The sequence below is a fragment of the Agrobacterium sp. 10T429 genome, assembly GCF_056393925.1.
The window spans coordinates 514645-528676 of the sequence record NZ_JBFTGV010000002.1; the positions used below are offsets into that span (position 1 = coordinate 514645).

Annotated in this window: 12 protein-coding genes; 3 read left to right on the top strand and 9 right to left on the bottom strand. The window is 58.7% G+C overall.

The features are described from left to right. Nucleotides 1-243: 243 nt before the first annotated feature. The 3 genes from eno to AC1DCP_RS07545 all read right to left on the bottom strand — a co-directional run bounded on the left by eno (nt 244) and on the right by AC1DCP_RS07545 (nt 3392). On the bottom strand, nt 244-1518 hold the full coding sequence (gene eno / locus AC1DCP_RS07535; RefSeq protein WP_476774205.1) for a phosphopyruvate hydratase: 1275 nt from the start codon (nt 1516-1518) through the stop codon (nt 244-246). Nucleotides 1519-1665: 147 nt separating this feature from the next. Next, nucleotides 1666-2511, bottom strand: coding sequence for a 3-deoxy-8-phosphooctulonate synthase (gene kdsA / locus AC1DCP_RS07540; protein ID WP_080798622.1), 846 nt, complete (start codon nt 2509-2511; stop codon nt 1666-1668). Continuing rightward, nucleotides 2511-3392 (bottom strand): VOC family protein, encoded by an 882-nt coding sequence (locus tag AC1DCP_RS07545; protein ID WP_065688265.1) that lies wholly within the window; start codon nt 3390-3392, stop codon nt 2511-2513. Before AC1DCP_RS07545 ends, kdsA begins: the two co-directional genes overlap by 1 nt. Before the next feature lie 210 nt (nt 3393-3602). On the opposite strand from AC1DCP_RS07545, the gene lexA reads away from it, so the two are divergent. Both lexA and AC1DCP_RS07555 read left to right on the top strand, forming a co-directional pair. Next, nucleotides 3603-4325, top strand: coding sequence for a transcriptional repressor LexA (lexA, locus tag AC1DCP_RS07550; protein WP_003512859.1), 723 nt, complete (start codon nt 3603-3605; stop codon nt 4323-4325). A gap of 439 nt (nt 4326-4764) precedes the next feature. Further along, the gene (locus AC1DCP_RS07555) at nt 4765-5448 is read left to right on the top strand and encodes a glutathione S-transferase family protein (RefSeq protein WP_019565539.1); all 684 of its coding nucleotides are present in this window, start codon (nt 4765-4767) and stop codon (nt 5446-5448) included. 19 nt (nt 5449-5467) lie between these two features. Here the strand turns inward: AC1DCP_RS07555 and AC1DCP_RS07560 are convergent, their stop codons facing one another. Next, on the bottom strand, nt 5468-7903 hold the full coding sequence (locus tag AC1DCP_RS07560; RefSeq protein ID WP_476774206.1) for a ComEC/Rec2 family competence protein: 2436 nt from the start codon (nt 7901-7903) through the stop codon (nt 5468-5470). A gap of 306 nt (nt 7904-8209) precedes the next feature. On the opposite strand from AC1DCP_RS07560, the gene gltA reads away from it, so the two are divergent. Next, nucleotides 8210-9499: a citrate synthase gene (gltA, locus tag AC1DCP_RS07565; RefSeq protein ID WP_003496202.1), complete on the top strand. Its 1290-nt coding sequence runs from the start codon at nt 8210-8212 to the stop codon at nt 9497-9499. A gap of 130 nt (nt 9500-9629) precedes the next feature. Here the strand turns inward: gltA and lpxB are convergent, their stop codons facing one another. From lpxB to lpxD, 5 genes are read right to left on the bottom strand one after another with little or no spacing between them, the layout of a single operon-like run. Next, entirely contained in the window at nt 9630-10811 is a 1182-nt protein-coding gene (gene lpxB, locus AC1DCP_RS07570; RefSeq protein ID WP_065688263.1) for a lipid-A-disaccharide synthase, read from the bottom strand. Further along, nucleotides 10808-11689: an LpxI family protein gene (locus AC1DCP_RS07575; RefSeq protein WP_003512855.1), complete on the bottom strand. Its 882-nt coding sequence runs from the start codon at nt 11687-11689 to the stop codon at nt 10808-10810. The genes lpxB and AC1DCP_RS07575 overlap by 4 nt, the downstream gene beginning before the upstream one ends. 3 nt (nt 11690-11692) lie before the next feature. Next, nucleotides 11693-12508, bottom strand: a complete 816-nt coding sequence (gene lpxA, locus AC1DCP_RS07580; RefSeq protein ID WP_013636021.1) for an acyl-ACP--UDP-N-acetylglucosamine O-acyltransferase — start codon at nt 12506-12508, stop codon at nt 11693-11695. Further along, nucleotides 12505-12972: a 3-hydroxyacyl-ACP dehydratase FabZ gene (gene fabZ / locus AC1DCP_RS07585; RefSeq protein WP_013636020.1), complete on the bottom strand. Its 468-nt coding sequence runs from the start codon at nt 12970-12972 to the stop codon at nt 12505-12507. Before fabZ ends, lpxA begins: the two co-directional genes overlap by 4 nt. After that, entirely contained in the window at nt 12965-14032 is a 1068-nt protein-coding gene (gene lpxD, locus AC1DCP_RS07590) for a UDP-3-O-(3-hydroxymyristoyl)glucosamine N-acyltransferase (protein ID WP_013636019.1), read from the bottom strand. Before lpxD ends, fabZ begins: the two co-directional genes overlap by 8 nt.

Below are 14032 nucleotides of genomic sequence, written 5' to 3' on the forward strand. Positions count from 1 at the left end.
GACGCAAAAAAGCCCGCCAGAGGCGGGCTAATAATGACGACGATATCAGAGAGAGTTCGTTATGCCGAGCGTGATCCGGCATCAAGCCACAGCGCGTCTTCGCCGTGAAAAGAGCCCTTTCAACCCAGGGACCTGGGCTGACTGAACCCCGGATCAACTCGGGAGTGAGCAGTGCGGATAAACCGCCCATCCCTGAGACTGGCCCGCCAGGCGGCGGGCCATATCGCGAAACCCGAACGCGGATTATCCGCGCAGGATCGAACGGCCGGCGTAAGCAGCCTGCGGGCCCAGCATCTCTTCAATGCGGATAAGCTGGTTGTACTTTGCGAGCCGGTCGGAACGGGCAAGCGAGCCGGTCTTGATCTGACCGCAGTTGGTTGCGACCGCGAGATCGGCGATGGTGGAATCTTCCGTTTCGCCCGAACGGTGCGACATGACGGCGGTGTAACCTGCCTTGTGCGCCGTTTCGACTGCGTCCAGCGTCTCGGAAAGCGAACCGATCTGGTTGACCTTGACGAGGATGGAGTTGGCGACACCCATCTTGATACCGTCGCGAAGGCGGGCGGAGTTGGTGACGAAAAGATCGTCGCCCACCAGCTGGCACTTGTTGCCAATGAGATCGGTCAGCGCCTTCCAGCCATCCCAGTCGTCTTCAGCCATGCCGTCTTCGACGGAGATGATCGGATATTTCGCCACGAGCTCGGCCAGGTATTCGGCCTGCTCGATCGGCGAACGGGTCTTGCCTTCGCCTTCATAAACGTAATTGCCGTTCTTGAAGAATTCGGTCGCCGCACAGTCGAGACCGATGAACATGTCGTCGCCCGGACGGTAGCCAGCCTTTTCGATCGACTTCATGATGAAATCGAGTGCTGCCGGCGCGCTTTCGAGACCAGGTGCAAAACCGCCCTCATCGCCGACATTGGTGTTGTGGCCCTGTGCGGACAGTTCTTTTTTCAGCGTATGGAAGACTTCGGAGCCCATGCGCACGGCTTCGCGAATGTTTTCTGCGCCGACCGGCAGGATCATGAATTCCTGGAGGTCGATGGGGTTATCGGCATGCGCGCCGCCGTTGATGATGTTCATCATCGGAACCGGCAGAAGATGCGCGTTCGGGCCGCCGACATAACGGTAAAGCGGCAGGCCGGAGGCTTCAGCGGCAGCCTTCGCAACGGCGAGCGACACGCCGAGGATGGCGTTGGCGCCGATGCGCGACTTGTTCGGCGTGCCGTCGAGCGCGATCATCATCTGGTCGATCTGGATCTGGTTTTCAGCGTCGAAACCGCCAATCGCGTCGAAGATTTCTGTATTGACGGCTTCGACCGCCTTTTCCACGCCCTTGCCGAGATAACGCTTGCCGCCATCGCGCAGCTCAACCGCCTCATGCGCGCCGGTGGAGGCGCCGGAGGGAACGGCGGCACGGCCCATGGAGCCGTCTTCGAGATAAACGTCGACTTCAACGGTCGGATTGCCGCGGCTGTCGAGAATTTCGCGCGCGATGATATCGGTAATGGCAGTCATGGTCTCTCCCTTGGGAATGGAACAGATATTTTCCGTCGCCTGTCTTAGACGATGGCGAAGAAATTACAATGACGGTGGACAGCGGAAACGGCCCGCCCGCCATTAAAATCGATTGGCACAAAAGTGCCCGCCGTCACGGTCAGCCGATCAGGCTTTCGTAATCGCGTCGAAAGCCAGAAGCTTTTCGAGCAGTTTCGGCATGTCCTTCAGGTGGACCATGTTAGGGCCGTCTGACGGCGCATTGTCCGGATCCTCATGGGTCTCGATGAAGATACCAGCCACGCCAACCGCAACAGCCGCACGCGCCAACGTCTCGACGAATTCGCGCTGGCCACCTGTGGAGCCGCCCTGCCCGCCCGGTTGCTGCACCGAATGGGTGGCATCGAACACGACAGGTGCGCCGAGCGCTGCCATGATCGGCAACGAGCGCATGTCGGAAACCAGCGTGTTGTAACCGAAGGACGCGCCGCGCTCGCACAACATCACATTCGGATTGCCGCTCTCATTGAGCTTGGCAAGCACGTTCTTCATGTCCCAGGGCGCCAGAAACTGGCCTTTCTTGACGTTGATGACGCGGCCGGTTTTGGCGGCAGCAACGAGAAGATCGGTCTGGCGGCTGAGGAACGCCGGGATCTGCAGCACGTCCACTACCTCGGAAACGATGGCGCATTGCTCTTCCGTGTGGATGTCGGTCAGAACAGGAAAACCGAATTCCTTTTTGAGATCGGCAAAAACCTGCATCGCGTTATCCAGGCCGATGCCGCGTTTTCCGGAAAGCGAAGTGCGGTTCGCCTTGTCGAAAGAGGACTTGTAGACAAGCCCTATTCCCAGCTTGTCGCAAAGCTCCTTCAGGACGCCAGCGATCATGAAGGCATGTTCGCGGCTTTCCATCTGGCACGGACCGGCAATCAGCGAAAACCGCTCGGCATTCGAGAAGGAAACCTTGCTGGCGCCATCGCCGGCAGTGACTTTAAGATTGTTCGTAACGCTCATCATTTTTCCTCGAAGGCGAAGGCAACGCCCTGACCGGGTGCCGCGGGCACTACCAGACGGCCGTCCGCTTTTGCGCAGGACACGCCATTAGCAGTAAGCACCGCCTCTGTCACGGCAAGATCGTGCGACGAAAAGACAATGCCCGCGCCGCGCAATCCGCCTTCGTTGCCATCCTGAGCATTCAGGGCCGGCCCGCTGAAAGCCGGTTTTCCGGTCAATCTGATGCTGGCATTGCCGGTCGCAAAAACCATATCACCGCCCGGAGACCATTTGCCTTCACAGGCAAACACTGTCTCGATCAGGCCCGCCACCTTCATGTCGCCGCCGGAAAACAGGACGATTTCACTCAGGCCGGTGACACCATTGGCGTGGCGCTCCAGCATGGTGCGATCGCCCGGAAGGGCTTGAAGCCGTTGACAACTGAACAAAAAGAAATCCGCGGCCGCCCCGCTTGCCGCAAAAGCCAGCCGGAACGCCGCCTCGCCTTGCGAGCCATCCGGCATCCGAACAGGCCGCGAAAACTCGAAAACGTCGCCCGCCGAAAGGCCGGCTGCCCGAAACCGCTCATGGTCAACCAAGGCGTCTTCAGTCCTGGCGACAAGAGCCGAAAAACCCTCCTGCCCGTCCCGTTGCCGGAAGGCCACATCCCTGCCGGTGAACACATCACCCCTCTCTATTGAGGCATTATATTTAGCCGGATCAGCAATTGCGAGCGGCTCCAGATAGGTGCCATCGGCGAAAAATACGCAGGCATTTTGGGTGCCGAAAGGATGCAGTGCCTCCGGCGCAACCGTAAAGCCAAGACTGACGAGGCGCTTCACGGCGACGCCTATGACTTCCACGGGCAAAACGAGATGGTCAACGCTATGGGGTTTCGTCATGACATGTATCCTGCTGGCCTTCCGCCCGGAGCATGCCGGGACGGTTTTGACCGCACAAAAGCACAATTGCGTGCTAAGAGGCAAATCATCACAGCAACAGATGGCACCTTCACGAAATTTTAGGGGATTGCAGAACACATATGGAACATATAGTGTTCGTTCTGTATTTGTTTCGCGACTTCCACTACGATTCTAAAGGGTGTTTTCCTCATGCTCACGCGCAAACAGCAGGAATTGCTTCTCTTCATTCATGAACGAATGAAAGAGTCCGGCGTGCCGCCCTCCTTCGATGAAATGAAGGACGCACTCGATCTTGCTTCGAAATCCGGCATCCACCGCCTGATAACCGCTCTCGAAGAGCGAGGATTCATTCGTCGGCTACCGAATAGAGCTCGGGCGCTGGAAGTCATCAAGCTGCCCGAGGCTTATACGCCGGGTGCAAGGCCGCAGCGCGGCTTTTCGCCAAGCGTTATCGAAGGCAGCCTTGGCAAGCCCAAGACGCCGGAACCGGCCCCTGCCCCCAAGACGCCGGCCAACGATCTGGGCGGGGCTGTCACCGTGCCGGTCATGGGCCGCATCGCTGCGGGCGTGCCAATTTCCGCCATCCAGAACAACACGCATGATGTGGCAGTGCCAGTAGACATGCTTGGCACGGGCGAACATTACGCTCTTGAGGTCAAGGGTGATTCGATGATCGAGGCCGGCATTTTCGACGGCGACACAGTCATCATCCGCAACGGCAACACCGCCAATCCCGGGGATATCGTTGTGGCTCTGGTGGATGACGAGGAAGCCACGCTGAAGCGCTTCCGCCGCAAGGGTGCCTCCATCGCGCTCGAGGCGGCAAACCCAGCCTATGAGACCCGTATCTTCGGGCCCGACCGGGTTAAAATTCAGGGCAAGCTGGTGGGGCTGATCCGCCGCTACCATTGATCTTATCGAACCGAGTGTATTCACTTTACAATAGGCGTCATCGTGAAGATGGCGCCTATATATGGTTTGGCTGTTTCCAAACGTGGCGTGCTTTTGCGGGTGCACGAGGATATGCGCCATTCAGCCTATGCGCGTTGCCCTTTCTAAACTGAGTTCCTGCTCCATAAAGATGCTTCGGTTTCGCTACAGGCATGGTGGCGAGTGGGCTGCTCGCTGTAATTGTCGAAGCGATCCCATCCGCTGTTTTTTAGCGACGTTGTTCTGTCGTGTTGCGCAGTCAGTTTTATTGGTCACCAAAGGGTGACTTATCGCAAGGCGCGCTCTCAGCGATCCCACATCACCATTCATCAACGGCGTTTATGGGAGCCATGGATAATTTTCGATATTCCGTGAACGCTTGGCAGGTGTAGAAATACGCGTCATATCTGGGAGATACGCCATGTACGATCTTTATATAGCCAACAAGAACTATTCTTCATGGTCGCTGCGGCCGTGGGTATTGATGCGCACGCTCGGTATCGCCTTTGATGAAAAGCTCATTCCGTTCGGCGAAGGCGTCTCCTTCTCCTCCTTTTCGCCGACGGGCAAGGTGCCCTGCCTAGTCGACGAGGGTATGACGGTTTGGGAAACGCTTTCGATCGTCGAATATCTTGCTGAAAGACACCAGGGCGTCTGGGCAAGCGACAAGCATGCAAGGGCTTGGTCGCGTTCGGCCGCAAGTGAGATGCATGCTGGCTTTTCCTCGCTGCGCAATCTCTATCCCATGTCGGTGGGCATTCGGGTCAAACCCAGGGGCGGCGATGCCGGGCTTAAGGCCGATATAAAGCGGATCGATGCGTTGTGGAGCGAGGGTCTTACAAAATTCGGCGGGCCATATCTTGCCGGTCAGAAGTTCACGGCGGTCGATGCTTTCTTCTGCCCGGTTGCATTCCGTTTCCAGACCTATGGCAGCGCGGATCTTTCGCCAGCAGCGAAAGCCTATTGCGACCGGCTGCTCGCCCTGCCTGCCATGCAAGAATGGTACGAGGCCGGTTTGAAGGAGAGCTGGCGCGACGCTGGTCATGAAGAGGAAGTTGGCGAGATCGGCGAATTGACTGAAGATTTGCGCGCCAAGGCCCGATGATCATCCATGCTGGCGGCAGTCATTGCGACGCCGCCAGCAGCCGGATGATGGGCTGCGGCAGATCACGGTCGAAACGTCCGCTTTTCCAGTCGTAATAACGGTGCTGGCTCCAGGGCCTGTCCGTTCCGGCGATTGCGGCGCGCAGCCCGCTCGCCACACCCTCCTCCCTCTTGTTAGCAAAATCTATTTCCACAGAACCGAGACGCCGCAAGATGTCACGGCTGAGCAGGAGTGCACCCGAGCGGCACTGCGAAAAAGAGGTTCTGCGGGAAACAACGACGATATCGGCAATATCGCAGGCTTTTCCGGCGAAGCGGCCATCGTCCAGAACGACGATCCACTCTCCGCTTGCGGCGCTCGCTACGCACCATATGTCTTTCCTGCAGGTGAAGACGCCAACTTTGGCGTCTTTGAGCGCCGCCGTCATCTCGCGTACCACCACAGCCATGTCTTCGGGCGACAGTTTCGATCTCGAGTCAGAACCAGCAGTATTTGCCATGCTCTCATCATTTATAAAATCTGGCGGCACGGTTTTTTCCGGCAGCAGCAGCGCCCTTTGCCACTGGCCGTAAACGAAGCCCTGCGGACGGGCTTTTGTGGTTGAGACCTTGCCGTCCTCCACGAGTGCCACCAATTCGCCGTCCTCGTGAATCAATAGATCCGGTAGATCACGATAGGCCGTAACTGCCGACACGCCGAAGGCGAAGAGCAGAAACGGGATGCCAAGAAGCGCAAGCCGGCTGCGCAGCAATGTCAGCAGCAGGAAACCCACCGAAGCCAAACCGACAAACCAGCCATGCGGACGCCCAGTCGCTGCGCTGCCKCCCCAGGAGGCCACCTCGTTTGCAACCTCGATGACGAGTGCCATGCCATAACCCATGATCTTCAGGAACGGCGCGTCGAGCCCGAAGGGCATCAGCAGCATTGCGATAAGAGCGAATGGCATGACGATCAGCGACATGAGCGGCATCGCAGCCAGATTGGCGAACAGTCCATAGGTGGTGACACGGTGAAAATGTTCGGCTGAATAGATCGCCGTCGAAAGGCCCCCGATCAGCGACGTCGTGATAACGCCGCCAATGACCGCGCCCATCATTTCCGCCACCTTCAGCCATGCGGGCTTGCGCCCGATGAACAGCCGTTCGCGGTCCGTGCGCCAACGGCTCCAGAAGGCATAGGCGGACACAAGCGCTATGGTGGCCGCAAATGACATCTGAAAACTCGGACCCATGATTTCCGAGGGCGAGAAAGCCAGAATGATCAGGGCGGAAATGGCAACGTTTCTGAGGCTGAGTGATGGCTGATCGAAAAGGACCGCGATCAGCATCACAGACATCATCAGCCAGGCACGCTCGGCGGAAACGGCGAAACCGGAAATCAGATAATAGGCAAGCGTCATCAGCAGTGCCGCGAAAGCCGCGATCTTCTTGACCGGCCAGCGCTGCGCAAAGGCGGGAAACAGGCTGAAAGCCAGTCTAAGGCCAACAAAGAATATGCCGGAGGCCAGTGCCATGTTGAGCCCGGATATGGCAACGATATGGGCAAGGCCGGAGAGCCGCAACGCCTCCATCGTCTCCGCCGATATAGCCTGTCTCTCATCGGTGATGATGGAGGCGGCGAAGGCTCCGGCATCACCGCCGATGGTGGTGCGGATGCGTTCGGCAATTGCGCTGCGAAGGCCGTAAAGCCGCATATCGGCCCATTCCAACCAACCCTTGTCAGGCCTTGCGTCACCAACGGGTGATATAAGCGCATCCGGTGATTTATAAAAGAAACCGGTCGCGCCTATGCCTCTGAAATAGGACGTGAAGGCGAAGTCGTTCAGTCCCGGTAAGGCCGGGCCGGATGGCGGCGAGAGGCGGACCTTGCCGCGAAGTGTTGCGCCGAGTGCGATCGGCTCGCCTCCGCCACGCGAAAGCACCGATATCCTCTGCGGCGGACGCGACAATGTCGGGTCCGCTGTTGCGGTCAGATCGACGACATATCGCCAGTAGCCGCGTGCATCGACCTCCCGGCGCGCCACGGTGCCGGTGATGGTGGTGGTCACGGGGGTATCCAGCACCACGGTCCCTGCCCGTCGGGTTTCGAAATCTGCCAGAAGCATGCCGAGCAATAGAAAAGCGAAGGGGCCGCAACCCGCCGCCGCAATGCCAGCCTTGTATCTCACAAAGAGCGCCAGAACGGCGACAAAAAGAAATGTGGCAATCAAAACGACCGGGGAAGGCGTGGCATCTAGAGAAAACCAGAATACCGCGCCGCAGCCGATGGAAACGGGAATGAAAAGAAAATCGTGGCCGAATGCGCGCTCCTCGGCCAGGCACGTGGCGATTTTTTCGGCCACGGTAGTGTTGCGGTTAATCTCGGGAATAATGGCGGGAGTGTCATATGTTGCCGCATCACTGCTTCGGCGGAGAGGAAACAGAATTTCCCGCGTGCCGGGCAAGTCTCCCTGCATCGTTTTAGCATATTCGAAATGCTGTTTTTCCCCTTGACCGAGCAATCCCCACCGCCCCTTGCCGCACCAAAAACAGGTTTGCAGACCAGCGCTGGGGATTGCAATCCTTTACTTTAACGATGCGTTGACCGAGATTGAATTGCTGCTGCCGGGAAAGCCTGAAGCAACGCGATTGCGTTTGCCGCAATGCACAATTTGACCTTTGGATAGCTTGGCATCCGCGCAAGGATCATATAGCTAATCGGTAGACGCTTAACCGCGGGGCGTATCTCAACGCCCCCACCCGCATGTTTTCGGAGGATCAGTATGACGGAAAAAAGCGCTACAGTGACACTTGGCGAAAAACAGGTCGAACTCCCGGTCAGGGAAGGCACGATTGGACCAAGCGTCGTCGATATCGCCACGCTGTACAAGCACACGGGCTCCTTCACCTACGACCCCGGCTTCACCTCGACAGCCTCCTGCGAATCCAAGATCACCTATATCGATGGTGACGAAGGCGTTCTTCTGCACCGCGGCTTCCCGATCGAGCAGCTTGCCGAACAGGGCGACTTCCTGGAAACCTGCTATCTGCTGCTTTACGGCGAATTGCCGACAGCTGCGCAGAAGAAGGACTTCGACACCCGCGTCACGCGCCACACCATGGTGCACGAGCAGATGAGCCGCTTCTTCACCGGCTACCGTCGCGACGCACATCCGATGGCTGTCATGTGCGGCACGGTCGGCGCTCTCTCGGCCTTCTATCACGACTCGACGGACATTACGGATCCGCACCAGCGCATGGTCGCTTCGCTGCGGATGATCGCGAAAATGCCGACGATCGCCGCCATGGCCTACAAGTACCATATCGGCCAGCCCTTCGTTTACCCGAAGAACGACCTCGATTACGCTTCCAACTTCCTGCACATGTGCTTTGCCGTGCCTTGCGAAGAGTACAAGGTCGATCCGGTTCTGGCCCGGGCCATGGACCGCATCTTCATCCTGCATGCGGATCACGAGCAGAATGCTTCCACCTCCACGGTGCGTCTTGCCGGTTCGTCGGGTGCAAACCCGTTCGCCTGTATTGCAGCGGGCATCGCCTGCCTCTGGGGTCCGGCACATGGCGGCGCCAACGAAGCGGCGCTCAACATGCTCAACGAAATCGGCACGGTTGACCGCATTCCGGAATATATTGCCCGCGCCAAGGACAAGAACGATCCGTTCCGCCTGATGGGCTTTGGCCACCGCGTGTACAAAAACTACGACCCGCGCGCCAAGATCATGCAGAAGACGATGTACGAAGTGCTGGAAGCCACCGGCAACTCCGACGATCCGATCATGCAGGTCGCGCTCGAACTCGAAAAGATCGCTCTTTCCGATCCTTATTTCGTCGAGAAGAAGCTGTACCCGAACGTCGACTTCTATTCGGGTATCACGCTGAAGGCGCTTGGCTTCCCCACGACCATGTTTACCGTGCTGTTCGCACTGGCCCGCACCGTCGGCTGGATCGCGCAGTGGAACGAAATGATCGAGGATCCGCAGCAGCGCATCGGCCGTCCGCGTCAGCTCTACACGGGCGCCGGCAAGCGGGACTACGTTCCGGTTTCCAAGCGTTAAGCCGGGAAACCAACCAACATAAAAAAGCCGGCGGGTTTTATCCGCCGGCTTTTTTGTTGGATATGATCATCGATAAGAATAGCGAAACCTGCCCTGCCAACCCCAGGAAGCAGACAGGATCGCTACCGGTTCAGCCTTGCTGCTTGCGGCTGTTCAGCACATCGAGAAGGATAAGGGCGCCGGTTTCGCCAGGAGGCACTTCGGTGTGCAAACGCTCCTGCACCAGAGCATAGCCGTCCAGCATCGCCCGCCGTTCGGTGGTGTCGGACGAGAGCCGTTCGGCCCAGCGCAACATCGACCCTGCCCGTACCACCTCGTTGAAATATTCCGGCACCACGACATAGTCGGCAATCAGGTTCGGAAGCGCACCTGTCCAGGTTTTCACCCGTTTGCTCAGCATCGTGAAAATCCAGTCGGTTTTGTAGACCGATATGGTTGGTACGCCGACGAGCGCGAGTTCGAGAATAACGGTGCCGGAGGCGGCAATCGCCGCATCGGCGCGCGCAAATGCATTCCACTTGAAGGCGGGATCGATGCCGATTTCAGGCCTGATATCCTGCGGCCATGTTGCCGCCAGTTCGCGGATGCGGTTTTCCTGGCGCGGCACTGTCGGCAGCAGAAACTTCGTCGGGCCGTTGCGCTCGACATATGCTTTTGCCGCTTCCTGAAACGGCTCCATCAACCGGGTCGTTTCGGTGGAACGTGACCCCGGCAGGAGCAGAATGGTTTTCGGTTCGCCGTTGGCAGGCAGGGGCCGCTCAGCCCGCCTCTGCCGCACGGAGAGCACGTCTTGATCGACGCTGAGGCGATGGCCGACAAAGGTTGTCGGCGGGCCGCCGAGACGCCGCATCGCCTCCGGCTCGAATGGAAGCAAGGCCAGAACGTGATCGACATAGGACAACATCGCAGTGGCGCGATATTCCTTCCACGCCCAGACGCTGGGGCAGACATAATTGACGACCGGCAGATGCGGCAATTGTTTGCGGACTTTTTTCGCAACACGATGGGTGAAATCCGGGCTGTCGATGATCAGCAGAATATCCGGCTTGGCGACAATGACTGCCTGCGCAGTCTGGTTGATCCGCGAAATCAGCTTCGGCAGCTTCTTCAGAACCTGCGTGAAGCCCATGATGGAGAGTTCGGAATAATCGAACAGCGAAACCAGCCCCTGCGCCTCCAGAGCCTCACCGCCGACGCCCATCAGCTCGACAGAACCCGAATAATGGCCTTTCAGGGACCGGATGAGATCGGCGCCCAGAAGATCGCCGGATACCTCGCCGGCTATAACCGCCACCTTCAACGTTGCCGTCATCCCACCATGTCTCCGCCCATCATGTCTTCACCGAGTGACGTATCAATACCGCAGACGAATATGCCGGCCTGATCTGCCGCCTTCAACATCTCATCGCGATCAAGTACCAGCGCGCGCCCGGCTTCAACGGCGATCCCCGCCAGCCCGGCCTTATGCGCGTTCTCCACCGTTTCCACGCCGATAGTCGGCAGGTCAGCGCGGATATCCTGCTGCGGCTTGCAGAGCTTCACCAGAACACCCTTGCGACGGGTCGAGATGCGGCCCTCAGCGCGTAATGCCGCGACACGCGCCAGCATCGCGTCTGTGCCCTCGACGCCCTCCAGTGCAACGATACGGCCGCCAACGGCGACTGCGCCCTGCCCGACATCAAGCGTGCCGAGTGCCAGTGCGGCCTGCGCGGCCTTGCGTATGTCGCGCAGATCGTCTTCAGCAGGTTTATGCGCACCGAAAGGGCCGGTCGTAGCAAGCAGACCGGGTGCGATCTCGTGGGCGCCAATGACTTTTGCCCCAAGCGTGCCGATGACCTTGATGACCATCTGTAAAACGGCGTCATCGCCGCTCGACAGCAGGGTGCGGACGATGGATGGCAGTTTCAGCAATATGCCTATCGTGGGGCGGATTTCCCGCCATTCAGGGCGTCGCGCCACTGCGCCGGAAAGCACGACGCGGTCCACCTGGTTTTCGCGCAGCAGGCGACCAAGCCCGGCGACATCGCCGACGCTAATCACCGCATTGTCGAAACCGCTCCAGTCAAACTGGGAATCATCACGCAGCTGTACAATGAAGGGGTTCTCCCCCATCTCGCGCGCAGCCGCCGCGACATGCAGCGGCAGCTGGCCGCTGCCGGCCACGATGGCGAGACGCCCGCCGCCTGTCACGGCTCACTTGCCCCGGTTTGGCGAGGAAAGCGCGCGGTCGCTATCCGCACCGATGAAATCGAGGATTTCGATGACCTGGGGGCAATCGAGATATTCTGCGCGGTCAATCGCAGCCGCATTGCTGCGGATAGCGCCTTCGCCTTCGAAGATCTGCTTGAAGACGCGCCTGACCTTGTGAATATCCGCGCGGTCTATACCGGAACGCGTCATGCCAACGACATTCAGCCCGCCGAGAATGCCGGGATTACCGTTCAGCATGCCATAGGGAATGACGTCATAATTGACCGCCGACAACCCGCCGATAAAGGCCTGACGACCGATTCGGGTGAACTGGTGCACGGCACAGCCGCCGCCCAGGATAGCGCGGTCCTCGATGGTGACATGTCCCGCCAGCATCACATTGTTCGACAGGATGATATGGCTGCCGAGGCGACAATCATGCGCCACATGCGAATTGGCGAGGAACAGGTTGTCATCGCCGACAATCGTCTTGCCGCTGCCATCGGAGCTGCCCGCATTCATCGTAACGCCTTCGCGCATGATGCAGCGCGCACCGATCTCGAGCGTCGTTTCCGAGCCATCGTGGCGAATTGCCTGCGGTGTACCGCCAATAACGGCCATTGGATGGATGACCGAACCACGGCCAATGACGGTGAGACCGGAGACGACGGCATGATTGTGCAGCGTGACCTCGTCTTGCAGAGTGACTTTCGCGCCGACATAGCTCAGGGCACCGATGACGACATTTTCACCGATAACCGCGCCGTCTTCGACAACGGCGGTCGGGTGAATTTTTGCCGAAGCCGCGATAGTGCTCATTGCTGGTCCTCGGGGATCATCATCGCACCGACGTCAGCTTCCGCCACCAGCGCGCCTTCGACCTTGGCCTCGCAATGAAATTTGAAGACATTGCCCCGCTGGCGCTGCTTGACCACATGAATTTCCAGACGATCGCCGGGAACGACGGGTCTACGGAAGCGCGCATTGTCGATTGTCATGAAATAGACGAGATAACCGCCTTCACCCTGGCTGCGGGCGCAGATCGCACCTGCCGTCTGGGCCATGGCCTCGACGATCAAAACGCCCGGCATGATCGGGCGATCCGGGAAATGACCGGTGAAATGCGGTTCGTTGACCGTCACGTTCTTGATGCCAATCGCCGAATTATTACCATCGATCTCGATGATCTTGTCGATGAGCAAGAACGGGTAACGATGCGGCAAAAGCTTCATGACTTCCAGAATGTCAGCCGCGCCGAGCGTCGTCTTGGTTTCTTCAGTCATCGTTTTTTTCTCCTGTTTTTTTGTCACGCCCTTCAGCGCGCGCCAGAATATCGGCCATGTCGCGCAGGAAATACTTCATCGGACGCGCTGGCGTCCCACCATAACGGGCGCCGGCCGGAACGTCGGCGACAACACCGCTCATCGCCGCAATCTGCACGCCGTCACCAATAGTGATATGGCCGTTGATACCCGCCGCGCCGCCGATCATCACACCATCGCCGATGCGGGTGCTGCCCGCAATGCCGACCTTGCTGACGATGCCACAATGGCGGCCGATGCGGACGTTGTGGCCGATCTGAACCTGATTGTCGATCTTGGTACCTTCGCCGATGACCGTATCGTCCATCGTGCCACGGTCGATCGTCGTATTAGCGCCGATCTCAACATTATCCTGAATGATAACCCGGCCGATCTGCACGATTTTCAGCATGCCGCGCGGACCGGGCGCATAACCGAACCCGTCCTGACCGATGCGCGCTCCGTTGTGAATAATCACATTGTTGCCGATGAGAGCGGCAAGAATGCTCGCGCCGCCGGCAATCGTGCAATCACGCCCCACCTGAACATCCGCGCCGATGATGACACCAGGCCCGATCCGGGTACCGGCGCCGATATGGGCACCAGCGCCAATCACGGCAAGCGGCTCGACAATCACGCCAGCTTCCAGCTTTGCAGACGGATCGACATGCGCGGTATGGGAAACTTCAGCTTCCATCACCACAATCGTACCGGGACGCATCGCGGCGGGATGCAACAAGGCACCTACCTGCGCAAAAAGCGTGTGCGGGTTTTTCGATATCAGCGCCGGGATGTGAGACGGCAGCATATCCGCAAGTGCAGCGTCACAAATGACGGCACCAGCCTCACAGGTCGGCAACTCATCGCGGTTTTTGCGAGAAAGAATATAGCAGAGCTGGTCGGGTTTTGCCCGGTAGACCGGCGCAACGGACCTGATGATCCGTTCTCCCGCCGCCTCATCAGACAGTTCCGCCCCAAAACGGTCTGCGATGTCTTTCAATCGCAGTCCCTCGTGGGGCGGAAAAAACGCGTTGTATTCCAT